The organism is Achromobacter sp. 18P8.1.1 (assembly GCF_057799415.1).
The window spans coordinates 1-24,746 of sequence record NZ_JBYOKH010000052.1 but is presented as its reverse complement, the minus strand read 5'-3'; the positions used below and the strand labels follow the sequence as shown (position 1 = coordinate 24,746).

The 24,746-nt window shown below is 64.1% G+C and carries 27 protein-coding genes; 7 read left to right on the top strand and 20 right to left on the bottom strand.

Going from position 1 to position 24,746, the window contains the following annotated elements:
• Nucleotides 1-30: 30 nt before the first annotated feature.
• Entirely contained in the window at nucleotides 31-1,050 is a 1,020-nt protein-coding gene (locus AC27VE_RS25255) for a zinc-dependent alcohol dehydrogenase family protein (RefSeq protein ID WP_488705317.1), read from the bottom strand.
• 155 nt (nucleotides 1,051-1,205) lie between these two features.
• On the opposite strand from AC27VE_RS25255, the gene AC27VE_RS25250 reads away from it, so the two are divergent.
• On the top strand, nucleotides 1,206-2,126 hold the full coding sequence (locus AC27VE_RS25250) for a LysR family transcriptional regulator (protein ID WP_088589945.1): 921 nt from the start codon (nucleotides 1,206-1,208) through the stop codon (nucleotides 2,124-2,126).
• A 22-nt stretch (nucleotides 2,127-2,148) separates the two neighbouring features.
• On the opposite strand, the gene AC27VE_RS25245 is transcribed toward AC27VE_RS25250, so the two are convergent.
• The 9 genes from AC27VE_RS25245 to AC27VE_RS25205 all read right to left on the bottom strand — a co-directional run bounded on the left by AC27VE_RS25245 (nucleotide 2,149) and on the right by AC27VE_RS25205 (nucleotide 10,064).
• Nucleotides 2,149-3,402, bottom strand: coding sequence for an Hsp70 family protein (locus AC27VE_RS25245; protein ID WP_488705316.1), 1,254 nt, complete (start codon nucleotides 3,400-3,402; stop codon nucleotides 2,149-2,151).
• A gap of 111 nt (nucleotides 3,403-3,513) precedes the next feature.
• Nucleotides 3,514-4,698, bottom strand: coding sequence for a RhtX/FptX family siderophore transporter (locus AC27VE_RS25240; protein ID WP_488705336.1), 1,185 nt, complete (start codon nucleotides 4,696-4,698; stop codon nucleotides 3,514-3,516).
• A gap of 45 nt (nucleotides 4,699-4,743) precedes the next feature.
• Complete coding sequence (locus tag AC27VE_RS25235) at nucleotides 4,744-5,157, bottom strand: cupin domain-containing protein (protein WP_488705315.1); 414 nt, start codon at nucleotides 5,155-5,157, stop codon at nucleotides 4,744-4,746.
• Nucleotides 5,158-5,220: 63 nt separating this feature from the next.
• Entirely contained in the window at nucleotides 5,221-7,299 is a 2,079-nt protein-coding gene (locus AC27VE_RS25230) for a TonB-dependent siderophore receptor (protein WP_488705314.1), read from the bottom strand.
• Nucleotides 7,300-7,480: 181 nt separating this feature from the next.
• Nucleotides 7,481-8,359 carry a helix-turn-helix transcriptional regulator gene (locus AC27VE_RS25225; protein ID WP_488705313.1) on the bottom strand — a complete coding sequence of 293 codons (879 nt, stop codon included), beginning with the start codon at nucleotides 8,357-8,359 and terminating at the stop codon, nucleotides 7,481-7,483.
• 109 nt (nucleotides 8,360-8,468) lie between these two features.
• Complete coding sequence (locus AC27VE_RS25220) at nucleotides 8,469-8,798, bottom strand: hypothetical protein (protein ID WP_006225370.1); 330 nt, start codon at nucleotides 8,796-8,798, stop codon at nucleotides 8,469-8,471.
• A gap of 150 nt (nucleotides 8,799-8,948) precedes the next feature.
• Nucleotides 8,949-9,182 (bottom strand): DUF3820 family protein, encoded by a 234-nt coding sequence (locus AC27VE_RS25215; protein ID WP_006225369.1) that lies wholly within the window; start codon nucleotides 9,180-9,182, stop codon nucleotides 8,949-8,951.
• 112 nt (nucleotides 9,183-9,294) lie between these two features.
• Nucleotides 9,295-9,585, bottom strand: coding sequence for a glutathione S-transferase N-terminal domain-containing protein (locus AC27VE_RS25210; RefSeq protein WP_488705312.1), 291 nt, complete (start codon nucleotides 9,583-9,585; stop codon nucleotides 9,295-9,297).
• On the bottom strand, nucleotides 9,582-10,064 hold the full coding sequence (locus AC27VE_RS25205; RefSeq protein WP_488705311.1) for an OsmC family protein: 483 nt from the start codon (nucleotides 10,062-10,064) through the stop codon (nucleotides 9,582-9,584). Before AC27VE_RS25205 ends, AC27VE_RS25210 begins: the two co-directional genes overlap by 4 nt.
• A 139-nt stretch (nucleotides 10,065-10,203) precedes the next feature.
• On the opposite strand from AC27VE_RS25205, the gene AC27VE_RS25200 reads away from it, so the two are divergent.
• Both AC27VE_RS25200 and AC27VE_RS25195 read left to right on the top strand, forming a co-directional pair.
• Nucleotides 10,204-10,629 (top strand): copper resistance protein NlpE, encoded by a 426-nt coding sequence (locus AC27VE_RS25200; RefSeq protein WP_006225365.1) that lies wholly within the window; start codon nucleotides 10,204-10,206, stop codon nucleotides 10,627-10,629.
• Between the two features lie 82 nt (nucleotides 10,630-10,711).
• A complete protein-coding gene (locus AC27VE_RS25195) occupies nucleotides 10,712-11,449 on the top strand; it encodes an ABC transporter substrate-binding protein (RefSeq protein ID WP_454677360.1) in 738 nt (245 codons plus the stop codon).
• Between the two features lie 78 nt (nucleotides 11,450-11,527).
• On the opposite strand, the gene AC27VE_RS25190 is transcribed toward AC27VE_RS25195, so the two are convergent.
• A complete protein-coding gene (locus AC27VE_RS25190) occupies nucleotides 11,528-11,860 on the bottom strand; it encodes an FmdB family zinc ribbon protein (RefSeq protein WP_088589937.1) in 333 nt (110 codons plus the stop codon).
• An 11-nt stretch (nucleotides 11,861-11,871) separates the two neighbouring features.
• Nucleotides 11,872-13,101: a formamidase gene (gene fmdA, locus AC27VE_RS25185; protein WP_006225362.1), complete on the bottom strand. Its 1,230-nt coding sequence runs from the start codon at nucleotides 13,099-13,101 to the stop codon at nucleotides 11,872-11,874.
• A 240-nt stretch (nucleotides 13,102-13,341) separates the two neighbouring features.
• Between fmdA and AC27VE_RS25180 the strand changes: the two genes are divergently transcribed.
• Nucleotides 13,342-13,710 carry a hypothetical protein gene (locus AC27VE_RS25180; RefSeq protein WP_488705310.1) on the top strand — a complete coding sequence of 123 codons (369 nt, stop codon included), beginning with the start codon at nucleotides 13,342-13,344 and terminating at the stop codon, nucleotides 13,708-13,710.
• Here AC27VE_RS25180 and AC27VE_RS25175 read toward each other — a convergent pair whose 3' ends face one another.
• Nucleotides 13,711-15,198 carry an aminotransferase class V-fold PLP-dependent enzyme gene (locus AC27VE_RS25175; protein ID WP_488705309.1) on the bottom strand — a complete coding sequence of 496 codons (1,488 nt, stop codon included), beginning with the start codon at nucleotides 15,196-15,198 and terminating at the stop codon, nucleotides 13,711-13,713.
• Nucleotides 15,199-15,308: 110 nt separating this feature from the next.
• On the opposite strand from AC27VE_RS25175, the gene AC27VE_RS25170 reads away from it, so the two are divergent.
• Nucleotides 15,309-15,782 (top strand): Lrp/AsnC family transcriptional regulator, encoded by a 474-nt coding sequence (locus AC27VE_RS25170; RefSeq protein ID WP_202803400.1) that lies wholly within the window; start codon nucleotides 15,309-15,311, stop codon nucleotides 15,780-15,782.
• Between the two features lie 202 nt (nucleotides 15,783-15,984).
• On the top strand, nucleotides 15,985-17,673 hold the full coding sequence (locus AC27VE_RS25165; RefSeq protein WP_488705308.1) for an ABC-F family ATP-binding cassette domain-containing protein: 1,689 nt from the start codon (nucleotides 15,985-15,987) through the stop codon (nucleotides 17,671-17,673).
• A 91-nt stretch (nucleotides 17,674-17,764) separates the two neighbouring features.
• Here AC27VE_RS25165 and AC27VE_RS25160 read toward each other — a convergent pair whose 3' ends face one another.
• The 4 genes from AC27VE_RS25160 to AC27VE_RS25145 all read right to left on the bottom strand — a co-directional run bounded on the left by AC27VE_RS25160 (nucleotide 17,765) and on the right by AC27VE_RS25145 (nucleotide 22,455).
• Nucleotides 17,765-18,229, bottom strand: a complete 465-nt coding sequence (locus tag AC27VE_RS25160; protein WP_488705307.1) for a hypothetical protein — start codon at nucleotides 18,227-18,229, stop codon at nucleotides 17,765-17,767.
• A gap of 171 nt (nucleotides 18,230-18,400) precedes the next feature.
• Nucleotides 18,401-19,873 carry an energy transducer TonB gene (locus AC27VE_RS25155; protein WP_488705306.1) on the bottom strand — a complete coding sequence of 491 codons (1,473 nt, stop codon included), beginning with the start codon at nucleotides 19,871-19,873 and terminating at the stop codon, nucleotides 18,401-18,403.
• A 4-nt stretch (nucleotides 19,874-19,877) separates the two neighbouring features.
• A complete protein-coding gene (locus AC27VE_RS25150) occupies nucleotides 19,878-21,608 on the bottom strand; it encodes an Hsp70 family protein (protein ID WP_488705305.1) in 1,731 nt (576 codons plus the stop codon).
• Between the two features lie 505 nt (nucleotides 21,609-22,113).
• Entirely contained in the window at nucleotides 22,114-22,455 is a 342-nt protein-coding gene (locus AC27VE_RS25145; RefSeq protein WP_488705304.1) for a hypothetical protein, read from the bottom strand.
• A 3-nt stretch (nucleotides 22,456-22,458) separates the two neighbouring features.
• Between AC27VE_RS25145 and AC27VE_RS25140 the strand changes: the two genes are divergently transcribed.
• Nucleotides 22,459-22,812, top strand: a complete 354-nt coding sequence (locus tag AC27VE_RS25140; protein ID WP_488705335.1) for a transposase — start codon at nucleotides 22,459-22,461, stop codon at nucleotides 22,810-22,812.
• 87 nt (nucleotides 22,813-22,899) lie between these two features.
• Here AC27VE_RS25140 and AC27VE_RS25135 read toward each other — a convergent pair whose 3' ends face one another.
• From AC27VE_RS25135 to AC27VE_RS25125, 3 genes are all read right to left on the bottom strand, one after another.
• Nucleotides 22,900-23,196, bottom strand: a complete 297-nt coding sequence (locus AC27VE_RS25135; protein ID WP_488705303.1) for a hypothetical protein — start codon at nucleotides 23,194-23,196, stop codon at nucleotides 22,900-22,902.
• A gap of 552 nt (nucleotides 23,197-23,748) precedes the next feature.
• Nucleotides 23,749-24,147 carry a hypothetical protein gene (locus AC27VE_RS25130; protein ID WP_488705302.1) on the bottom strand — a complete coding sequence of 133 codons (399 nt, stop codon included), beginning with the start codon at nucleotides 24,145-24,147 and terminating at the stop codon, nucleotides 23,749-23,751.
• A gap of 2 nt (nucleotides 24,148-24,149) precedes the next feature.
• Nucleotides 24,150-24,746 (bottom strand): hypothetical protein (locus AC27VE_RS25125; RefSeq protein ID WP_488705301.1); only part of this gene is annotated, 597 nt, incomplete at its 5' end.

Sequence of the window (24,746 nt, the reverse complement as noted above, 5' to 3'; positions counted from 1 at the left end):
GCGACCCGCCATTGCGCGCCCTGCCCTGGCCTACTTGGCGACCCGGATGACGACCTTGCCGAAATGGCCGCCGGATGCCAGGTGTTCAAATGCGGCGGGGACTTCATCGAAATCGAATACCCGGTCGATGACGGGCACGATGCCCGCCACTTCCACGAAGCGCGCCACGTCCTCCAGCATCCTGCGGCTGCCGACAAAAATGCCTTGCAATCGTTTGCTGCCGGCAATCAACGCCAAGGGCGACACCGGCACGGCCGCGAACCCGCTGACGCCGCCGATCACCGCGATGGTCCCGCCCATGCGCGCCGCCGTCACGGAGCGCGCCAGCGTGCCTTCGCCGCCCACTTCCAGCACGACGTGCGCGCCCTCGCCAGCGGTCAGGCGCAAGGCTTCGTCCTGCCATTCAGGCGTATCGCGATAGTTGATGAGGCCATCGGCGCCCATGGCCCGGGCCCGCTCCAGCTTGCCCGCGCTGGAGGACGTGATGATGGCGCGCAGGCCCGCCGCCTTCGCCAGTTGCAGGCCCCAGACCGACACGCCCCCCGTCCCCAGGAACAACGCCGTCTGCCCTGCTTTGGCGCCGCCGGCGACAAACAGCGCGTTCCAGGCGGTGACCGCCGCGCAAGGCAGGGTCGAGGCCTGCTCGTCGGTCAACGAGGGCGGCGTGGCCGCCAACGCGGACTCGGCGAAGACGCGTTCAGTGGACAGCACGCCGTCCGTCGCAGCGCCCGGGGCGATGCGCGTCGTGGCCGGCGTGACGTCGCCATCGATCCAATCGGGGAAAAACGAGCCCATCACGCGGTCGCCCGGCGCGAAGCGCGTCACGGCCTTGCCGACCTCGATCACTTCGCCTGCGGCGTCCGAGGCCGGAATGACGGGGTCGGAGGCGCCCTGCAGATAGTCGCCACGCACCACCATCAGGTCGCGAAAGTTCAGCGATACCGCATTGATGCGCACACGCACATCGTGCGGCCCCAGCGCCTGAGGTTCGCGCGTAATACGCGTGAGGGACGCGATGTCTTTGCCGCTGATCACGGTATAGGCCTGCATGATGTACTCCTGTTCGGTTTCAAGACTGGCCGCGTCGGCTGCCGATGACAGCGCGGCCGGGTACCGATAAGATATGCGGAATTCATTTCAACAATGTCAACCCATATTATTTTCAATGGTTCCCATCAAGAACCAATACAGACAGGAAGGGCAGCATGGCCACGACGGGCAACCATGACAGGCTGAGCGGCATCGAAGTCTTCGTGCAGGCTGTGGAGGCCGGCAGCTTCGCGCTGGCGGCCGATCGCCTGAACCTCACGCGGTCCGCAGTGGGCAAATCGGTCGCGCGGCTGGAGGCGCGCCTGGGCGTCCGGCTGTTCCACCGCACGACCCGCCAGCAAAGCCTGACCGACGACGGCCAGGCCTACTACGACCGCTGCATCCGCGCCCTGGCCGAACTGCAGCTTGGCGAAGCCGAACTCGACAGCGGCCGCCGCGAACCCCAAGGACGCTTGCGGGTCAGCGCGCCGCTCGTGTTCGGCCGGCACTGCGTCGCCCCGGTCCTGCGGGAGCTGGCCATGCGCCACCCGCAACTCCAGCTGGACATCTCATTCAATGACCGCGTGGTCGACCTGATCGAGGAAGGCTACGATCTGGGCATCCGCGTGGGCGCCTTGCCCGACAGCGCCAGCCTGGCGGCGCGCAGGCTGGGAATGCAGACCATGGGCATCGGCGCGTCTCCCGCCTACATCCGGGCGCATGGGCGCCCGACGACCATCGACGAACTGAAGCAGCACACCGGCATCATCTACTCGCATGGCGGGGCGGAGCGCGGGTGGGAGGTGAAGGATGCGGAAGGCCAGGTCATCCAGTTGCGGGTGCAGCCGCGGCTGCGGCTGGACGACCTGCAAGCCATTGCGGACGCCGCGATCGCGGGCGCAGGGATCGCCTGGCTGCCGTGCTGGATGCTCACCCACTACGTGCGCACGGGCGAATTGGACGTCCTGATGCATGGTGACCGGATGGCGGCCCAGGAAGTGCACGCGGTCTGGCCACAGGCCCGCTACCTGCCGGCCAAGACACGCACGGCCATCGATGCACTGGCGGCGCGTGTGCCCGCGATGCTGGCGACTTAAGCGGCGGGCCGTTCCAACGCGGTCAGTCGAACTTGCGGCGGGCGTCCAGCGCCAGGCCGGCGCCGATGCTGCCGAACAGGTCGCCTTCAACGCTGCGTGCACCCGGCACCAGCGCCGACACGGTTTCGCGCAGGCGCGGCACGCGGCTGGAACCGCCGGTGAAGAACACCGTATCCACATCGGCCGTGGACACGCCGGCGTCGCGCAGCAGCGCGCCCACCGTGGTCTCGACCTTTTCGATCAGGCGGCCCACGCAGGCATCGAACGACGGACGCGTCACGTCCACGCCCAGTTCCGGCGCGATGCGCGACAGGTCGATGCGGGCCGACGGCGATTCCGACAACGCGATCTTGGCCTCTTCCACCTGCACCGCCACCCAATGGCCCGCGCGCTGCTTCACCAGGTTCAGCAGCAGGTCGATCTTCTCGCGATCGCCGGCTTCGGCGCGGATGTAGGCGAAATGCTCGGCCGCCTTGCGCGTATAAGCCTGATTGATGGTGTGCCAGCAGGCCAGATTACCGTACTGCGTGGACGGCACGTCCTTGCCGCTGCGCAGCTGACTGCCCAAGCCCAGCAAGGGCATGACGTGCGCCAGGCTCAGTTGCTTGTCGAAATCCACCCCACCGATGTGCACGCCGCCATAGGCCAGGATATCGTCGCGGCGGTCGGCCTTTCCAGCACGGTCCGGCCCCAGGCGGATCAGCGAAAAGTCGGACGTGCCGCCGCCGATGTCGATGACCAGCACCAGCTCTTCGCGGTCGATCTGCGATTCATAGTCGAATGCGGCGGCCAGCGGTTCAAACTGGAATTCGATGTCGGTGAACCCCACGCTGCGCGCGATCTCGCCCAAGGTGTCCTGGGCGGTCTGGTCGGCAGTGGAATTGTCGTCCACGAAGAAGACGGGCCGCCCCAGCACGGCGCGCGTGAAATCGCGCCCCGCGGCGGTTTCGGCGCGCCGCTTCAATTCCGCGATGAAGCGGGTCAAGAGGACGCGAAACGGGATCGAACGCCCCTGCACTTCCGTCGAACCGTCGATCAGCGAACTGCCCAAGAGGCTTTTCATCGAGCGCATCAAGCGCCCGTCGTACCCGGCCAGGTAGTCGGAAATGGCGGCGCGGCCATAGCTGACCTCGGCGTCTTCGTCATGGAAAAAGATGGCCGACGGCAAGGTGGTCTTGCCGTCTTCCAGGGCGAGGAGCGCGCGTTGGTCGGGGCGGCTCCAGCCTACGGTGGAGTTGGACGTACCGAAGTCGACGCCGCATGCGGAGGAAATCATGGAGAATTCTGGGGCTTATAGCAAAACGGCGGACAAGTGTACTCGCTTCGCCGCCAGCGGGCAGGCGCCACCCTCGGTGGCCTGACCCGCCCGCCCCGGGCACCGTCGCGTTCAAGCCGGCGCCGCGCGCCGCAAGGCCGTGGCCGTAAACAGCAATGTGACGGCCGCTACCGCCACCCCGCTGGCAAAGCCGCCCCCATAGCCGACCTGGGCGGCCAGGCCCGTCATCATCGACGACGTCAGGATTTCGCCCAGGTCGCGCGCGCTCTGCACCGCCGTCATGTCCGTGCCCGATTGCCGCCCCTGCCGGGCAAAGCGCATCGCCAGCGTCATCAACGCGACCGACGCCGCGCCTGCCCCGAACGACCCCAGGCCTTGCGCCGCGAAGGCCATGCCTGGCCGGACGGACGTCCAGCCTTGGGCCTGCGCCATCCAGGCCAGCGCGGCGGCGCCGGATGCGGCCAGCCCCAGCGCCAGCACCTTGCGCGCACCCAGCTTTCCGATCAGCCAGGCGCCCCCGCCGCACCCCAGCAGCACGGTGACCAAGCCGCCGGCCATGCCGATGCGCCCGACGGCATCAAGCTCCCAGCCGGCGTCCACCAGATACAGCTTGGACAGGCCGTAGCCCGCCACTGCCGTCATCGCCGACAGGAAGGCCGCCACGGCCAGCGCCCACGCGCCACGACGGCGCACGAAGCCCGCGAGCGAGGCGCGCTGGCGCGGCGCAGCCGACTCCCAGCCGTCGAGCGGGGTCTCGCGCCAGGTCGCGGCCATCAGCAGGCTGAACGCCACAACCGCCGTCAACACGGCCAGCGCCCCACCCTGCCCGATGTAGCCCGCCATGATCAACGCGCCCGGGCCGCCAAAGAAGAACCCCACCATCGTTCCGCCCACCTGCACAGCGTTGGCGCGCGCCAGCGCCTGGCCTTCGAAGCGTTCGGCCGTCAAGCCGTCGGTGGCGATGTCCTGCGTGGCGCTGGCCAAGGACGCCGCGGCCATCAACCCCACGACCCAGGCGGCGCTGGCGGACGAAATGCCCAGCAACGCCACGCCCGCCATGCAGGCCAGCACGATGGACTGCATCGGCACTATCCAGCTGCGGCGGCGGCCCACGGACGGCCGCCAGCGGTTGTCGACCTGCGGCGCCCACAGGAACTTCAGCACCCACGGCAAGCCCACCAGCGGCAGCCAGGCCAGGGTGCCCAGCCCCGCGCCGTCGCGGCGAAGCAGCGTGGGTAATGCTTCCATCGCTACGCCCAGCGGGATGCCTTGGGAAAAATACAGGGCGGCGATCATGATGAACAAGCGCCCGTTTGCCAATCGATTCACGGTCAAGGTTTCCTATTGGGGGGATGCCGCCACGCGGCGGTGTTCGCTGCCGTGCCCCGGCGTCACGAACAGGATCTTTCCAGGACAGGCCACGTGCAGCCGGTGCCACACGCCGCGCGGCACCACCGTGCCCTGGCGGTGGTCCAGCGGCACGTCGGTTTGCCCGCCGTCGTCTGCCATCAGGGTCAGCACCACTCGCCCTTCCAGCACGCACAGCATTTCGTCGCCAGCGGGATGGCGTTCCCAGACATCGCCATGCACGTCGGCATCGCTTGCCACGGCCTTGATGCCGACCATCCAGCCGTCTTGCGGCGACAGGCGTCGAAACTTGCCCACCTGGCGCATGCCGCCGCCCTGGCCCAGCGCCATGAAGTGGTCGAGCCAGTCAAAAACGGCCCCCGGCAAAAGGGCTTCTTCGGTATTCATTGTGAAAACTCCCGGTAAGTGAAGCGGGCTGGCGCGGCTTGCACGCCAGCCCGAAGCTGGCGGTCAGTACTGCGCGCGCAGCGTCAGCATCGCGTTGCGCGGTTCGCCGTAGCGGTTGTTCCAGGACGTGCCCGACAGGCTTTGGTAGTAGCCACGGTCGAAGACGTTGTTCAGGTTCAGCGCCACCGTCACGTGCTTGTCCACGCGGTACGCCGCGCGCAAGTCCACCAGCGTGACGCCGCCCTGGCGCAGGGTCACGGGACCCGACACCGTCGAATACCCGGACTGCATCTGCACACCGCCGCCCACGCTCAGGCGCCGGTCCAGCACGGGCAGTGCATAGTTCGTCCAGACGCGGAAGATGTGCTTGGGCGTGAAGCTCGCGAACGGCTGCCCGTTCGAGATGGGATCTTTCACGTATTTGCTGGTGTTGAAGGTGTAGCCGCCGGCCACCGACCAGTTGGGCGTGATCTGCCCGTTGGCCTCGGCTTCGATGCCGCGGCTGCGCACTTCGCCGCCTTGGACGTAGTAGCAGTTGTTGCCCACGCAAGGCCAGTCGGGATCTTGCATCGCGCGGTCCTTCTGCTGGATCTGGAACACCGCCAGCGACACGTTCAGCGCCCCGTCCGCCAGTTCGCCCTTCACGCCGGCTTCATAGTTGGTGCCGGTGACGGGATCCAGCGGCTTGCCTTCGCGCGTCAACTGGCTTTGCGGCTGGAACACTTGCGCATAGCTGCCGTAGAGCGACCATTGCGAGTTCAGGTCCACGATCAGGCCGCCGTAGGGCGTGAATTCGGGATCGATCTGTTGCCGCGCGCCCGGCGCCGACTGGTTCCACCAGCTCATGCGCCCGCCCAGCACCAGGGTGACCGGATCGGCCAGCGAAAAGCGGCCCATGCCGTAGATGCCCTGCTGCTTCAAGCGCGTTTCGCCCGGCGACGCGTACGGGCCGACGCCCGGTTCCGGCACGCCATGCGGGTCCCAGTCGAACACATTCACCGGCACGTTCAACGCCGGAGTGAATTGGCCGGTGTATTGCTCGGACGTGGTGCGTTGCGCATTGCCGCCCAACAGCAGTTCATGGCGGCGGCCGAACAATTGGATCGGGCCGCTGACATAGGCATCCACGCTGGCCTGCGTGTTGTCGAACTTGTAGGCGCCGCCCATCAGGCGGGAGCCCAGCCCGGTCTGACGGTCGATGGCGCCATACGCGCCGGCGTACTTCAGGTTGCTGTCGGCGGTCAGGTAGTTGGCGCTGACCTTGGCGGTCCATCCGTCGCCAAAGCGGTGTTCCAGGTCGGCGAACACCCGGGTGGTGTCCCAGTTGAAGCGGTCCCAGGCGGCATCCAGATACGTGGACCGCGACAAGCCGATATCGCCGCCGTCCTTGTAGCGCGGCACGCCCGCCATATTGGTCGTGGAGCGGATGCGCTGGGTCTGCACACCGGCCGACAGCACGGTCTGCGGCCCCAGGTCCACCTCACCGATGGCATACAGCAACGCCGATTGCTGGTCGGCCACATCGTAGAAATAGCCGCGGTCCTCGACCGCGCTGACGATGCGCCCGCGTACGCTGCCGCTGTCGTTCAAGGGGCCGCCCAGATCGGCTTCGGCCCGATAGCGGTCCCAGCTGCCGGCGCTGACCGAACCATTGAACGAGAACTCGCGCTGCGGCCGCTTGCGCACCAGGTTTACCGTGGCGGCCGGATTGCCCGCGCCATGCATCAGGCCATTCGCGCCGCGCAGGATCTCGACGCGTTCGTACACCGCCATGTCTTGCGGCGACGCGGCCATATTGCCCATCAGCACCGGCACCCCGTCCTGTTCGAACGAATCCACCTTGAAGCCGCGGGCGTAGTACGCCGTGGTCAGCAACTGATAAGGCTGCACCGTGATGCCGGTGGCATGCTGCATCACGTCGTCCAGACTTTGCAGGTTCTGCTCACGCATCTGCTCCTGTCCGATCACCGTGACGGACTGCGGGATTTCGCGCACGGTCAGCGGCAGCTTGGCCACCGTGGGCGCCTCCTGCGCCACGCCTTCGCCGCTTACCGTCACCGCCGGCAGCGATGGCGCATCCTCCGCCATCGCCGGCCCTGCGGCCACCGCCAGCCAGAGCGGCCAATGCCCAACGCGCGCCATGCCCTGCCGCGGTCTGGCCGCCCGTGTTTTCACCTGTTTACGCACCGCCGTTCCTCTTCATTCATTATTGAGAATTATTCTCAAATAATTCTAGAGACGAGGCGATCTGCCCGCTGGCGATTGCGGAAGTTTCACTGGCGATTGCGGAAGTATCCCCGCGGAAGGGCTGCCAGACCGGGTATCAGTTGCGGGCCACGAGGCTGCTGGGCAGCACGCCGTAGCGACGCTGGAAGGCCTTGGTGAAGTGCGAATCGGTGTAGCCGCATGCGTAGGCCGCCTCGGATACAGTCAACGCGCCGGCGGCCAGCAAGGCGTGCGCTTGCTCCATGCGGCGTTCGCGCACAAAGGCGTAGACGCTCTGGCCGAACAGCTTGCGGAACCCTGTCGTCAGCTTGTTCACATTGACGCCCGCCCGCCGGGCCAATTCGGGCAGCGAGGGCGGGTCCTGCAGATCCGCCAGCAGCAGATCGCGGGCGTGATGCAGCCGTTCGACGTCGCCGCGCGACAGACCGCTATCCGGGGTGTTTGCCCGCACGGGCAACAAGGCGTTGAACGCCAACGCGGCCAGTTCCAGCGCCTTGGCAGAAAGGTACATGCGCTTGAGCGCCCCCTGCATAGGGCAGGCCAGCATCTGGTGGCCCAGCGCCAGCAGCGCATGGTTCACGCGCAGGTTGGCATCGGCATAAGACAGGCCGCCGCGCGGAGCCTGCAGCAGCGCGCCCAATTCTGCGGGTTCCATGGCGAAGGCGCCGCGCAATTGGTCCAGGCCGGTGCGCAGGGAAACAAACCGCAGCGCCCTGCCGGCGCCGAACTCGTGCTCCATGCCCATCGCGTCCTGGCACAGGCTCATGTGCAACGATGGTCCGCTGACCTGCGTGGCCGGCGCCCCGCGCACGCTGTAACGCAGGTCGCCGTCCAGCACCAGCACGAGTTTCAGTCCGGGGTCCAGATGCTCATGCACCCGCTCGGCCTGGCCAAAGCACAGTGTGCCGCCCGCCAACGACATCGCGGGCGTGGCGGCGGAGACGGTCCAGTCAAGGTCGGGGCGAGTCGCGGGCACGGTCAGGAAGGCGACCGCGGATCGCGGGCGGGCAGAGTTGATGAGATTGAATATTATTACCGTTTGACCAGAACGGAAAGCCGGCCCTGCCTGCCGCCCAGCGCAGCCCTTACTGCTGGCGGCGCTGCTCCAGCTCTTTCAGGCACTGCGCCACGCCGGCCTGCATCTGCGCGTTCGACACCGCGGCGCGGTCCGAGACCTCGCGGCAACGCACGTACTGGGCCTGGCTTTCCGCCGTATCCCGGATGACGGCAGGCGCCGCGCCCGGCGCTGGCGTGACCGTCATGCGCAAGGTGGAAGGCGGCGACTGGCTGCCGTCCTTGGAAGGCAAGCTGGGATATTGGTATTCCTGCGTGGCCGGCGGGGCGTTCTGCGCCTGCGCGGCGCCCGCCGCGCACAAGGCGGCAAACAGGAAGGCGGAAAGGGTGTGTTTCTTCATGGCGACCTCTCTTCGTATAAGCAATCGCCCTGGGGCGCAGACGCGATGGCCCGCCCCGGGCGAGCCGCCTTATCGTAGCGCCCCCCGCCGACGGGTAACGTGCCAAGACGCTACAGCGGCGGCCGGAGTTGTTTCCCGCCGTTTCGGGCGCTAGGGCTTGGGTGCCGCGGGCCGCGACTTGCGCAACGGCGCCAGCAAGGACGACAGGCCGTTGTGGTCCAGTTCGTGCATCAAGGCCAGCAGCCGGCCCAGCTCACCCGGCGGAAACCCCTTGCGCGCGAACCAGGCCAGATACGGGCCCGGCAGGTCGGCGATCAGCCGCCCTTTGTACTTGCCGAAAGGCATATCCCGCGTGACGAGCAGGTTGAGAAGTTCAGGATCCATCGGTCTTGGGGCGCCGCTTCAGCGGGGCGCGCTGCACGTCAATCACGATCAAAGCGGTTGTCATGGCTATCCACGTTCAGAGAGTGCGGGGAAGTCTACCCCACCCTACCGGTCAAAATTCCAGCCGGCCACGCAACTCGCCGAACGGCACCATCACATGCTGGCGATACGCCGGCCGCGCTTGAAGCCGGTCGTACCAGGCACGCACGTGCGGCAACGGCGGATGCACCTTGCCGTGCGGATTCATGGCCAGGAACGCCGGCGTGTCCAGCTGGCCGAACTGGCCGCCCGCGGGCACATGTTCATAGTCCAGGCCCAGCTCGTCGGCCAGCCACAACACCTTCTGCACGTTGAAGGAACTGCGCCGGCCCCAGATCGTGGTCTTGCCGCAAGCCGCGCTCATTGTGCGAACACGATGCGGGGTTCGCAACGCACGGGAAAATTCACGGAATTCGCGATAAAGCAGAAGTGATGCGCGCGGTCGTGCAATTCGGCGGCCAGCGCCGCGTCGTCGCCCGCGCGTATCGTGACCTCGGGGCGCAAGGTGACGCGGGTGAACGCGCCGCCGCGTGCCGGATCCTCGGCCATGATGCCCTGCGCCTCGTCCCGGTAGGCCTCTACCGTAATGCCTTCGACCGCGCAAAAATGCAGATACCAGAGCTTGTGGCAGGCAGACAGCGAGGCCACCAGCATGTCTTCCGGGTTCCAGCGCGCCGGGTCGCCGCGAAACGCCGGGTCCGACGAGCCGAGCACGTCGGGCTTGCCTTCGGCCTGAATCACGTGGTTGCGCGAGTAGGCCGCGTAGCTTGAGGTGCCCGTGCCAGTATTGCCGGTCCAGTTCACCGTGACGGTGTAGTGATGTTCGCCTTTCGCTTTCGTCATGATGGCTTGGGATTCAGTGCCGTTGCGGCGGGGGAAGAGGTCAAGCGTAGCGCAGATTTCCGCCGCGCTTTACATCCCGTTTCAGCATGCCCCCGTTACTGTCCGTATCGTGGACCTGTATTCCCAACAGGAGCTCGCCATGATGAAAACCACCCTGACCTGCACCCTGAGCCTTGCCCTGCTTGCCGGCTGCGCCCCGTTCAAGTCCCATGACGCCCGCGATACCCCGGCCGACGGACACACTGCACGCAATGCGCTGGACTGGCCCGGCAGCTACGACGGCACCCTGCCCTGCGCCGACTGCCCCGGCATCAAGACCCGGTTGACCTTGATGAAGGGCGACCGCTACGAGCGCCAGACCCAATACCTGGACCGCGAACCGCAGCCCGAGATCGTCTCCGGCACGTTCAGTTGGGAGTCGGACGGCAGCACCATCCGGCTGGACGCATCCGGCGACAGCCAGCGCTACTTCGTCGGCGAAAACCAGGTGACCATGCTGTATCGCGACGGCACGCGCCCGACCGGCCCGCTCGCCCCGCATTACGTGCTGCGGCGCGCGCAATAAGGCATCGCGCAAGCCCCGGGCTTCCGGCTATTCTTCTGGAATCGCCTGCGCCCGGCGGCGCGGCCCCCACCCCAAGGAAGCCATGAAGACCGACCACGAGCTGCTCTCCGCCTTCGCCCCCACCGGGACGTTGCGCGCGTCCATCAACCTGGGCAACCCTATCCTGGCCAACACCGATCCCGCCACCGGCCAGCCCGGCGGCGTGTCGGTGGACCTGGCCACGGAACTGGCGCGACGCCTGGACGTGAAGCTGGAGCTGGTGGTGTTCAAGTCCGCCGGAGAATCCGTGAACGCCGTGGCCGCCGAACAAGCGGACGTGGGCTTTTTCGCCATCGACCCGCTGCGCGGCGAGCAAATCGCTTTCACCGCGCCGTACGTCGTGATCGAAGGTGCCTATCTGGTGCGCCAGGATTCGCCCATCACCGCGATGGATCAGGTCGACAGCAAGGGCCTGCGCGTGGTGGTCGGCAAAGGCAGCGCCTACGACCTGTACCTGACGCGCGAACTGAAACAGGCCGAGATTTTCCGCGCGCCCACGTCTCCCGCCGTCGTGGACACGTTCATGAAAGAGAACATGGAAGTGGCGGCAGGCGTCAAACAGCAGCTGGAAGGCGACGCGCAACGCCTGGGCGGGCTACGCCTGCTGGACGGCCACTTCATGCTGATCCGCCAGGCGATGGGCGTGCCCAAGAGCCGCGGCGACAAGGCCAGTGCCTATCTGGCCGCCTTTGTCGAAGCCATGAAGAAGTCCGGCTTCGTCGCCGAGGCGCTGGCGCGGCACAAGATCCAGGGCGCCGCGGTCGCGCCGCTGGAGGCTTGACGCGCTTCACCCATCCCCCGATCTCCAACGAAAAAGGGCCGGACAATCCGGCCCTTTGCTTGCGGTGCCCCCGCCTGCCTAGTGGCTGATCATCCAGGGCCTTGCGCCCGCGAAGGACTTCGCGCCATCAGCCGTGGTGCGCGTCTTGCCGGAAGCTCGTCCGCCGGAACAACATCCGCAGTTCATCCCGTGGCCCGCTCGGGAACTGCGCGGCTCATTCGCGCTGCGCTCATTGGTGGCGCGCGCCCGATTCACGGCGGACGACAGCGCCGAAATCGCCGGCGCCCCGCCGATGATGCGGCCGGACATCGCGCCGCATTGCGGGCAACCCGCCGGATCGCGCCATTGCGCCAGCGGCCGCAAGGCCGTGAATTCACCGCAATCCGCGCAGGCGTAGTCATACATGGGCATCGTTGGCTCTCCTAGCGGTCGCGCGACAGCGGCATGTCCACCCCGCCCTTGATGTGCTTGATGGGCCCGGACGCCGAAGGCTGAATATCGAAGTCGAAGATCTCGGTCGGCAGCCACAGCGTCGCGCACGAGTTGGGAATATCGACCACCCCGCTGATATGCCCCTGCACCGGTGCGCAGCCCAGCAGCGAATAGGCCTGGGCGCCCGAATAGCCGAACTTCTTCAGGTATTCGATGGCGTTCAGGCACGCCTGCCGGTACGCCACGTTCACGTCCAGGTAATGCTGCTTGCCGGTTTCGTCCACCGAGATACCTTCGAAGATCAGGTAATCCTTGTAGGCGGGCGTGATCGGGCTGGGCTTGAAGATGGGGTTCTTGATGGCGTACTTTTCCATGCCGCCCTTGATCAGCGTCACACGCATATGCACCCAGCCCGCCATTTCGATGGCGCCGCAGAAGGTGATCTCGCCATCACCTTGCGAGAAATGCAGGTCACCCACAGACAGCCCGCCGCCCTTCACGTAGACCGGGAAGAAAACGCGTGCGCCGCGCGACAAGTCCTTGATGTCGCAGTTGCCGCCGTGTTCGCGCGGCGGCACCGTGCGCGCGCCCTCGCCTGCGGCCTTGTCGCGTTCGGCGCCTTGCAACGCACCCATATGCGCCGTCTTGGGCGCCGGCGGATTCGCCAGCGGCGGCACACGGTTGGGATTGGTATCGATCAGCGCCTGCTCGCGCCGGTTCCAGGTGTCCAGCAGCTTCTTGTCGGGCAGGCAGCCGATCAGTCCCGGATGGATCAGGCCCGCGAAATTCACGCCCGGAATATGGCGCGACGACGTGAACATGCCGTGGAAATCCCAGATGGATTTCTGCGCATGCGGAAAATGTTCGGTCAGAAAACCGCCACCGTTGTTGCGGCTGAAGAACCCGTTGAATCCCCAGAGACTGTCGGGCTTGGCGCCGATGTCCAGCAGATCAACGACAAGCAGGTCGCCGGGTTCGGCGCCCTCCACGCCCACCGGGCCCGACAGGAAATGCACCGTGGACAAGTCCACGTCGCGCACGTCGTCGGCGCTGTCGTCGTTCTTGATTGCGCCACCGGTCCAGTCGTAGGTTTCCAGCACGAAATCGTCACCGGGCTTGACCCACACCGCCATCGGGATGTCGGGGTGCCATCGGTTATGGATCTGCTTGTTCTCGTACGGGGACTGTTCCAGATCGACTTTGATGAGCGTGTTCGCCATTCTCTTTCATCTCCAACGTGACGTGTTGATAAAACAGAACTTCAGCCGGATGCGCGTCCAATTTCCTTGCCGGATTGGATCTTCGGGATCGTTGACCTGTTAGCGATGGTAGACGTGTTCAGGCGATTTGCCATACTGGTTTTCCATGCAGTGGCAACGCCCGCGCCGCAACATGCCGGGCGCGTTTTCGCAGCAGTTATGATGCGGAGCATCTTCAGCGCAATACCAAGGTCTTACCGTATGGCAGCATTGCACCGCCGGCCCCTGGCCGCCCTCCTGATCATCGCCGCCTCCGCGGGCGCTTCCGCGCAAGCCGCAGACGACTGCGTGGCCCGGATCGACGCCGGGCTGGCCAGCATCAAGCGCGCGCAAGACATCCAGCGCACGCGCGAGGCGTCCAACGATCTGCAGTTAAATCGCGACCTGTGCCAAGGCCGCCTGGATTTGCTGGATGCGCGCTTTGCGCTCAGCGATGACTTCGAAGCCTGCCGCCGCCAGGGCGCGGCCTTTTCGGATCAGGTGGTCAAGACGCTGACCCGGGCGTCCGACGACCTGACCGATCTGAAGGCCGCCTGGATCCGGACCTGCGGCCCGCAGATGAAAGACTGATCAGGCCGCGACGGCCAGCTCTGCGCTTTTCGGGAAGAAGATGGCGCGGCTGGGATCGAAGCCATAGAGCTCTTCGAAATCCGCGGCGTCCGCAGCCAGCGCCAGCACCGATTCCAGGATGAAGTCCGCCTTGGCATCGGACAGCAGCGCACTGAAATTCAATCGGATGAACCCGGGTTTTTCGATTTCGCGGCCATCAAGAATGGCCTGGCGCATCTGTTGCGACTGAGCCTCGTCGATGTCCAGCAGCCGATGCACATAGGGCCCGGCGCACGCGCAGCCGCCGCGGGCCTGGATGCCGAACCGGTCGCTCAGCATGCGGGTCACCAGTTGCTGATGCACGAAGCCACCCTTGCCGTTGCGCACGCGGAAGGAAAAGATCGGCAGACGGTTCGCCGTCAGCGACCCCAGCAGTTCCAGGTTTTCTGCACCGCGCCAGGCGGCAAGCGCCCGCTGCACGAAGTGGGCGTTGCGTTGCCGCATGAATTCAGCGCCCAAGGCTTCCTTGACCAGCAGGACCAGTGCAGCGCGGATGTCGCCGACCACGTTGGGGGTGCCCGCTTCTTCACGCGATTCCAGGCTGCCGCTGTAATCGTGGCCGGCAGGGGACACGAATTTGACGGTGCCGCCGCCCGGCCACGTGGGCGTGGTCTCGGCCACGGCGTCGTGCCGCACGATCAGCACGCCGGAGGCGCCCGGGCCACCGATGAACTTGTGCGGCGAGAACACGATGGCATCGATCTGCGCATCGGCCGCCGGCGACATCTGGATGGGCAGGTATGGCGCGCCGCCCGCGTAGTCCCACAGCATTTTTGCGCCCGACCGCTTCACCAGCCGCGTGATGGCGGGGACGTCGGCCACAATGCCGGTCACGTTCGAGGCGGCCGACAAGGCGCAGACGACGAGCGTGCCGTCGGGCGCTTCCAAAGCGGCAGCCAATTCGGTGAGGCTCGGTCCGCCTTCAGGGCTTTCGGGCAATTCGATGATGTCGGCGCCGCATTCGCGCCAGGGCAGGATGTTCGAGTGGTGTTCGTACGGGCCGATGATCACGCGGACCTTGCGGCCGGCCGCGATGGCCGCGTGCACGCCGAACAGGTGCACCAGCCGGTTGATGCCTGCCGTTGCGCCAGAGCCGGCAAAAATCACCGCATGCGCGTCGCTCGCGCCGCAACACCGGCCGACCACAGCACGCGCTTCGCGGCGCAGTCGCGTAATGAAGCCGCCGCAAAAGGAAGCTTCGGTGTGCGAATTGGCGTAGTACGGCAGCACTTGTTCAAGGACGAAGCGCTCGACCTGCATCAGCGCGCGGCCCGACGCGACATAGTCGGCGTAGACCAGCGGTTTGACGCCGAACGGGCCTTCGATAACGGCGTCCCTGCCGATGAGCCCTTCGGCGAGCGCCGCCGCGGCATCCCCGGCTTTCAGGCTGTCTTGGAACTGCTGCAGGAGGCTGAGCTTGGCGGGGCGGGTCGCGACGGGCGTATTCATGATGATGCGGGTTCCGGTAAGTACCGAAATATCATACGATGGAACAGCATGAAGAAACATCACCGATATTTTGCGAAAAACCCTCCAAAACAGATCATATGATCGAACAAATGGAAAAAATAGATAAGCTTGATCTTAGTATCATCAGCTGCCTGCAAAAGGACGGCGCACTGTCCCAGCGCGAGCTGGCGGATCGGGTGGGTTTATCGCAGAACGCCTGCTGGCGCAGGCTGCAGCGCTTGAATGCCTGCGGCATCATCCGCGGCACGCGGGCCGAGGTCAGCCTGGTGGCGCTGGGCCTGGACTTGACGGTGTTTGTGATGATCCGCACCAGCCACCACGCCAAGGCCTGGGCCGACGGCTTTCGCCAGCACGTTGAACGCCTGCCAGAGGTCACCGAGTTCTATCGCATTGGCGGGGACTGGGATTACCTGATCAAGGTGGTCTGCCGCGGCATGGCGGGCTATGACCGGTTCTACCAGAAGCTGATCACGGATTTCGAGTTGTCGACGGTAACCGGGTTCTTTGCCATGGAGGCCATCATCGAGAACCGGCCGCCCGACCTCAGGATGCTGGAGGGCTGATGCCCTCCCCCCCAATCGTGGCCTGCCTGCGTTGGATCGCCAGCCGGGCCATAATGGGAACTTTCCCGAGCCACCTGGCTCGAACTTTCCATTCGTCCCCAATCGCGGAGCCCCGACCGGCCATGATTCTTTAAGCCCTCCCCCCTGATCCTCCTTGCCGCAACACGCGGAAAAGGCGTCTCACCGACCCGGAGAGCTTTCCATGGCCCAGTCATTGCACGCGCCGCCTCAGGCGCATTCCCCCAATTCGCCGACGTCGGCGAACCCCCAGCCGCCCGCGGCCTCGCCCTTTCTCAGCCTGCACCACCTGAGCCACGTGCTGCCCGATGGCCGCGTGCTGCTGGATGACATCAGCTACGACTTCGCCACCGCGCGCCACGGCCTGATCGGCCGCAACGGCGTGGGGAAATCGTTGCTGCTGCGGCTGCTGTACGGTGAATTCCCGCCGCAGTCCGGCCGCATCGTGCGCCACGGGCAGATCGCCTACGTGCCCCAGACGCTGCCCGATGAAACCGGGGTGACACTGGCCGACGTGGCCGGCATCGCCGCGATCCTGCGCGCGCTCTCGAACCTGGAATCCGGCAGCGCGCGGCAAGAAGACTTCGATCAGGCCGACGGCCATTGGCTGATCCGCGAGGAATGGGCACGAATGCTGACGGACGCCGGCCTGCCGGCCTGGGCGCCCGAGCATCCCGCCAGCGCGGCAAGCGGCGGCGAGCTGACCCGGGTGGCGCTGGCCGGCGCCCTGCTGCATGCCCCCGACGGCCTGCTGCTGGACGAACCCAGCAACCACCTTGATGCGCGTGCACGCGGTTGGCTGATGGAGCGGATCGCCGCCTTCCGCGGCGGCCTGATCGTCGTCAGCCACGACCGCGCCCTGCTGGACGCCATGTCGCACATCGTGCAACTGGCGCACGGCACGCTGGCCGGGCACGCCGGCAATTACAGCGCGTGGCGTGAGCAGCATGACCGGCAAGCCGCGGCCGCTGAAGCCGCGCTGGCCCATGCCCGCCACGAACGCGACGCCGGCCTGCGCGCCTTGCGCCAGCAACACGATGCGCAGCAGCAGCGCAACGCGCGCCACGCTCGCCAGGCGCGCGACACCAATCAGGCGCCCATCCTGCTGGGCATGAAAAAGGCAAACGCCGAAGGGCATGCGGGTCGGGAACGCTTGCGCCGCGAGCAAGCCCGCGCCAGCCTGGATCAAGCCGTCAACGCCGCCGTGGCCCGTGTGGCCCCATCGTCGGACGTGGCGCTGGCGTTGCCGCAGACGGCGGTGCCGACCGGCCGCCGGGTCTTGCATCTGGAGGACGCCATCGCGCCCTATCCCGAAGACGCCCGCGCGGTGATCCTTACGCTGTCCGGCCCGTTCAGGCTGGCGGTCCAGGGACCGAACGGCTGCGGCAAGAGCACCCTGCTGGCGATGCTGGCGGGCGAACTGGCGCCGCAACGGGGCGTGTGCGACGTCCGCGTCCCCACGGCCCGACTGGACCAGCGGGCGTCAGGGCTGCCGCAAGACCGTTCGCTGCTGCAGACGTTGGACGCGTTGGGCGCGGCGCTGCCGGAAGGCGAACTGCGCAGCCGCCTGGCGCTGCTGGGACTGGGTGCCGCGCAGGTGCAGGCGCCGTCCGCGACGCTCAGCGGCGGCGAACGCATCAAGGCAGCGCTGGCCTGCGCCCTGTGGCGCCAGCAGCCGGCCCAGCTGCTGTTGCTGGACGAGCCCACCAACCATCTGGATCTTGCTTCCGCGCAGGCGCTGGAAGACGCCCTGGCGGACTATCCCGGCGCCATGGCCGTGGTGTCGCACGACGCGGCCTTCCTGGAGGCGATCGCGCCGACGCATACGCTGACGTGGACGCCGGACGGGTGGCGCCTGACGGAACGGGACTAGCCGGCGGCGGCAAACAACTGACAGCGATCACCCGGGCCCGCCTTATTCCTGCGGGTTATCCCGAATGCCTCCATATCGACCGAATATGGTGTCAAACTGTATTTTTGCCCAAATATGTAGTCTGACACCTTAAATTGTTGCGGGCGGCACGGCCACAGCCAGCAGGCGCAAGCGGTTGCCTCGCACCGATGCTGCAATCCGCCGCATATCCATCTTGCCGGTCAAGGCCGCGCTCACGAACAGCACGATGAAATACATGCGCTCGGGCTTGCCCGCCACGATGCGCGCTGGCGGCGTCTCGCCCAACAGAATGCATCGATGCCAGCCACGCCACCGCCGCCAGTACCGGCGCGGCTGTGCTCACCAGCCAACCTGTCAGTTCCAGCAGTTTGCTCTGCTCGACATAGGCCATGTGGTTCAGGTGCGTGCCCAGCACAATGCCCGCCAGCAAGATCAGGATCAACAGCGGCGACGCGCTGATCAATCGTCCGCCATGGTCGCCCAGGTAATCGAGGGTTTGGCGGATGACCCGCAGTATGGGCAGTTTTTGCCGCATGTCTAGCTCCAGGACTTGCGCAGGCCTGCCTGCAAGGACTGCCCGGTGATTGACCGCGCTTGGCTTGGCAATGGATTACCGGGCCGAGGCGAACAGAAAAAGTTCAAGCTGTATTGCTTTCAGAGATATAGCCTGCTATCGCTTTGACACGGCACTCATGCTGCTCGCATCTCAAGAAGCATCCACCTGATAATCGAACATCAGCAGTGCCTGGCCCGGGACGGCATTCCCGTCCTGCATCGCCGGCATCATGCGCATGGCACGAGCGGTCTCGACGGCCGCCTGATCCAGTGCGCTATTCCCCGACGAAAACTGCACGACACTGCGTTGGATCTTGCCCTGCGCGTCCAACTGCACGCGCACCCAGACTTTGCCCTTGGCCGCGCGCGATCTGACTTCCTGCGGATAAGGCAGATTGGGTTTTTCCGTGATGAGCAGGGTTTTCGGCGTGGCCGTGGGCCAAGGCTCCGGCATCGTCTGGGGCGATTGCGGCGCGGGACACCCCAACGGCAGCGTCAACATGGATTGCGGCGCGCAAGGCTGAGCTTCGGGCGCGGCGCGCAGCGCCTGCACCGTCACCAGACCATTGAGCAATTGCGCGCGGGTTGGCTGCGGTTTCTCGTAGGTAGTGCCATCGCGAAAGTCCTTGTACATGAGCGCCAGGCCCATCAGGCAGACCGCCGCCAGCGCAAGCTTCATCTTGTTGGCGATCAGCCATTGCCGTCCCTCCCGGATGCGCGCAAAGCGCGCCGAAGCCACGCGCCAAGCCTGGATGCGCGCCTGCCCCAGATCCAGCACCGTCAGATCGGGCGCGTGGCGCAGCAGCCGCTCAAAATCCCGGCCGTGCCACAACGCTTGCACCGGGTTGGGCACGGCCAACCTGTGGGCCAGAACCAGAACGGCGTCCAGCCGCACGCGCAACGGCAAAGGCAAATGGCTGTAATGCTCGATCTGGTCCAGCAGCATGGCTACCCAGTTGGACAGCTTCGGATCATGCGGAAATGGCACGCTAAAGCCGTTCCAATCGAACACGCGGCGCGCGGTATTGAAAAGCGCTAGGCGGCCGTCGGGTTGTTCGCGCAGGGCCTGGGCCACGCTACGGGCCAGGGCATCCCGGGCTTCCAGATGGCCCAGCATGCCATCGTTCAGGGCACTGTCCAGCGTCTGCGCGACCTCATCGTCGGGCGCTTGCATCAGGCGGCGAATCCAGTGCGCAATGCCCTCTTCCAACTCCGCGCGAGACGGCGGCTGCGGGTCGGCGCGGGAGTCCGATGCCGGCGGCGCATCCTGGCAAGGCTGCTCCGCTTGCGGCCCGGCCAGCACCGGTCTGGAGGTGTGAGCCGGCCCATGCGTCGCATCGAAGATAACGCGCTCACCATCGATCACGGTCCCGGACTCAGGAGCCGCAGCCTGCCGCGCCTGGTGCGACGCCCCCTCTTCGCCGGCCGTCGGGAGGCCGTCCGGGTCCTCCTGCTGATGCTCGGCCCAGGCGCGCGCATACTCGTACGCCCCACGCAGCGCGGCAAAGCCTTCCGGGTCAGCCGCCTGGTCTATGCGCTTGAGCGCCGCTGCGTAGGCGCGGCGGATGGCCTTTTGATCGTTAGTGGGCACGATGCCCAGTCTGGCAAAACTCACTGCGGCCATGGTCCTACTCCCCTTGCGCGGGATCGAAGCCCGGGGCGAACACCGCAGCCCGCTCAAGAATGTCGACCACGCGCCGCAGCCGCTCGCCAGCGCGCGCGGCGGTGCGTTCCTCTTGTGTCTCAAGCGCCTGTTCGAACAGCGCTATTTCGTTGGCCAGCACCTCACGGTCATGGCCGCGTGTCATCTGGTAGATGCGTTCGGCCTGCGCCAGCAGCGCACGGTTGACGGCATGTTCCCGAGGATGGATTTTCAGTTCTGCCAGTTCGGCCAGGCGCCGCTGGATGTCGGCATCGCCCATATGCGTGCCGCCACCCTGGATCACCACGCGCTGCGCCGCGCCGCCTCGCTGCAGCGCGGCCTCGACCTCCAGCAGGCCGTTCACGTCATAGGTAAAACGCACGTTGATAGCGCTTTCGTGGCGCGGGAGGCGCGGCAGCGGCACACGCAGGGTGCCAAGCAGGATGTTGTCACGCACCAGGCGGGACTCGCCCTGATAGATTTGCAGCTCAACCTCGCTCTGCCCGTCTTCAATGGGCGCATAGGTTTCCTCGCGACTGACCGGCACGATGGTGTTGCGCTCGATGATGGGAGAAAACTGCCCTGGCAGGTGCTGGCCGGCGGCCGTGGTGCGCGTGGTGCTGATGCCCAGTGTGTAGGGGCACACGTCGGTCATGACGACCTCTTCCAGCGCCTGGTCCTTCATCTTCAGGCCCGCCATCACCGCCGCGCCCGCGGCCACGACCTGATCAGGGTCCATTTCGGAGTTGGGGAAGCGGCCGAACATGCGCGTGACCAGCTGGCGCACCAGCGGCATGCGCGTGGCGCCGCCCGCCAGCACCACGGTGGCAATGTCGCTGCTCTTGATGTTGGCGTCCCGCAGCGAGCGCTCCACCGGCATACGCAAGCGCGTTAACAACGGTGCGCTCAGCTGCGCCAACAGGTCCTGGCTCAGTTCAAGCGCATGGTCCTCGCTCTGCCAGGACAGCGCGATGCGCGCGTTCGGCTGGGTCGACAACTGCCGCTTGGCGCTTTCGGCCTGCGCCAGCAGTTGCTGCATGAAACGCCTGTCGTCGCGCGCGCTACCCGGCAGGGCGTGGGTCTCGAAGAACTTCTGGACGATCTCGTTGACGAAGTCTTCGCCGCCCAGGAAATTGTCTCCGGCCGTGGCCCGCACTTCCATCACGCCTTCAAACAGTTCCAGCACCGACACGTCGAAAGTGCCGCCACCCAGGTCGAACACAAGGAATTGGGTTTCATCCTCGCTCTGGTGCAAGCCGTAGGCCAGCGCCGCGGCAGTCGGCTCGTTGACCAGGCGCTCGACCTTCAGGCCTGCAAGCTCGCCCGCGTTGCGGGTCGCCTTGCGCTGCGTATCGGAAAAATAGGCCGGCACACTGATCACCGCTTCAGTGACCGCGTGGCCCAGAACGGCTTCAGCGTCCGCCTTCAGCGCGCGCAGCACCAGCGAAGACAGTTCCTCGGCGCGGAATTGCTTGCCCCCCAACACGAACGATTTGTCGCTGCCCATGTGGCGCTTGAACAGCGCGGCGGTGCGTTCCGGATGCGTCTGCCGGCGCTCGCGGGCGGCCTGGCCCACCAGCACGCTGCCGTCTTCGTCCAGGCTGACGCAAGACGGCGTCAGATAACTGCCCAAGGGATTGGCCACCAGGCGGGCCTTGCCGTCCTGCCACAGCGCCACCAAGCTGTTGGTCGTGCCGAGGTCGATACCGATGATCATGAAAGTATTTCCGTTCTTGTTCCGGTGCACCCGCGGAGTTCTAGCGGAAGGCTGTGCGGGCCGCTGCTGTATTTATTACGGCCGGAGATCGGAATAAAAAAGGGGGGACCGAGATTTTCGGGTCGGAAAAGGCAGCCGGGTGCATTTTTTAGCGTGAAGGACGGCTCTCACTGTCCAAACGCATCGCGTGGCTCCGCGAGCCGCAGCAGGCCAGTCTCTGCTGTGGCTCGTAGGCAATCTCGCCGAGAGCCACAAACTAAGGCCGACCTATGAATCCAACAATCGGAAAGACCGGCCGACCATCTCGTTGCTTACGCTAGGGGCCATGGTCTATGCCGAACGGGTACTGGTCCTGACTGAAACGTCGGCGCTGGGGCTCCTGCAAACACCATTGGCAACTGCTAAACCCGCTAGAGGATGCTGATGAATTCGTGGGGAAACCTCAGTGTCAGACTACATTTCCCAAATATGGGGTCCGACACCTCAAGTATCCCAAAGGTTATTTTTAAAACTGGCTTGCTAGATCGAGGGCAACCGCCAGTTTAATTCTATGCTGCCGTGAGCGAAGTGATCTTTCATACTCCCTCACGCTGGTCGTTTCAAAATTAACTAGCTCACCACTCTCTCTTAAAACTTCAATCCGAACCACATCTACCCCATTAACAATTACTGTATACAAATCTTCAGCTTGTTCTGGCGTCCAATTCAGCACAAAAGCACTGTTAATCGTCCCTAGCCTATTTTGCAAGATCGGCAATACTCTGTTGCCCTGCTCACCAAGCCCACTCCATGACCTTGATAGCTCCTGGCGAAACAACTGCTCAGCAAGACTTCCAATTAGCTTCACTTCATAGTTCCCGGAGTAGTTGTTAGTAGGTTACCGAACTTATCAGTAAGAACTCGCAAACATTGCATCAGCAACGACACGTATTACCTCTGGAAGAGAAAATTCTCAGGCGTGCAGGTGTCCGAATTGCAGCGGCTGCACGAGCTAGGGACTGAGAACGCCAAGCTCAAACAAACGTTTGCCGACTTGGCTGCGGAGAATGCCGCGATCACGGAGGCGACACAGTTCGGCGACCGGCATACCTGCTTCGCCCTCCTTCAACACAACAACGAGCTGGCTCTCTGTAAATCTGCTCTTGTTTCAGGGAATCGCCATCTTAGGGAGGGACCGAAATTCTACCGGCTGGTGTCTAGCTGAAGGGAGTGCGTACGGATCGTGCACCTATTGTCCCTGAGAAAGCGAAAACCACAACCCTTCATGGTCCGGAACGAGCTTATCGACTTTCTATTTTTTAATGATCTGATTCGCAATTTCTTCGTGGGACCCTCGATATTCAATGTCAGGAATCCATCCAGCAACACCCGATACAGCCCTTACAGGAACCGCCCCTCTTTGAAGCAGAGCCATTATGCATCGACGTGTGAATTCGTCGAGACCATCTCCCGACAAACCAAAGCTGTCGATGCCGACCGGGATAATTTGCCACAGGCCAACAGCGTCGACATCCAATTCATTTGGAAGCCTAGCGATCCATTCACTCATTGAAATCCCAAAATACTTATCAATTGGTTCTTTAGTCATTGCTGATGAACCTTAAATCCTTTGGGATAACCCGGAATATCAATATCTAAAGTCGCTCCAGAATTGTCAGACATTCTGGGCCCCACGCGCCCGCCACCGGGAAGATCGCACCGAGTTCCCTTGCCACCGGCATATGTACCGGATACTGTAGCGCCATCCAGAAGATCAATTCTCAGCGCATCAAAATCACTCGATGAAACTGTCCTAATGTCAGACGTCGAATATGGTGTCAGACTGCATTTTTTCCCAAATATGTAGTCTGACTTCTTAATTCCAGACTACATTTTCGAGTTCAGAAATGCAGTCTGACACCTTATTCCTTTGCGCCTCCCGTTACCTGGCCGCTCTCGCGATGTGCGCCTAAGACACACCCATACGAGCGAATTCGTTACCGTCCTCAGTAATAATCTGAGACAGCTTAGTCTCTGAATTTCCGCTTTCCAGGAATAAAACCTTTCCGGTGAAATTTCGAGTCGACTCAACGACAACCCGGGGAGTAAATTTTATATTTGAACGATGCACTACCTTGACGGCCAGGGCGCCTTTTATACGCTAAGAAGCCACAAGCTTTCCATCTTTTCCAACCCATATCAAACCAGGTAACTCATAAAAATAGTATGTAAGCTCGACATCACCCCTCTCCTTGACTTCTGCAGGCCACTTGTTGCGAACGAAGCTCATAATTTCACCGACCGGCGCGTTCCATTGTGCATTTGGGTCTTCTATAGTTAATTCTGGTTTAGGATTATCTGAAGAAACATAGCAATCCGCCCCTGGCACTATAAACATCACTCGACCGTCCCTAAGCAGCTTTTCGAGAAGCAAAAAAAACAATTCCTTTTGCTCAGGAAATTTCATGCCTGCATTCCACCCACATACGGCGCCGAAGAGACCTGATATCCATTGCCCAAATGCATCCTTAACAATTTCACTTTCATGCGGAATTTTCATAATTACCTCAGAAATTTAATCTCCGGCCCATAATTCTTTCCTACCGCATCACCCGGAATATCAATCGTCCACGCATCTCCCGATTCCGACATTGTGGAAGCGAAATTTCGCAAAGTGAAGTTTCCCACGGGAGTTTTAACCACATAGATCTTTCCCTTTCCCGGTATATCCCTAGCGGCAGGCATTTCGGAGGCGCCCGACAAGTCTAGAAAATACTGCTGTATCTGCAAATCAGTTGCACCCGAGAAGAGGGCCGCATTTCCCGAATTCGGTAGTTCAGTGAATGTCTGCGCCCCAATCTGAATCGTACCTGGAGTAATCGTGCTAAATAGATCCTTCGCTTGCTGCAATGCCGATGAGTAGCTCTCTGGCCCTTCATTGAATATCAACGCCGGCCCCTGTTCCCCTGGCAACGGCGTAGTCGTCGTAGTCCCCCCCGAAGGCCCATTATTCTCCTGCCCCGGCACCGCAATCGGCCCAACCGCATCACCCGGCCAACTCGGAATCTCCGAACCAAACGTCTCCTTCTCGGAAGGCAGCGGCGGCGGCGTATCCAACCTCACCACCTCGCCAGGCTTACCAGGCAGCGCCGTCTCGCG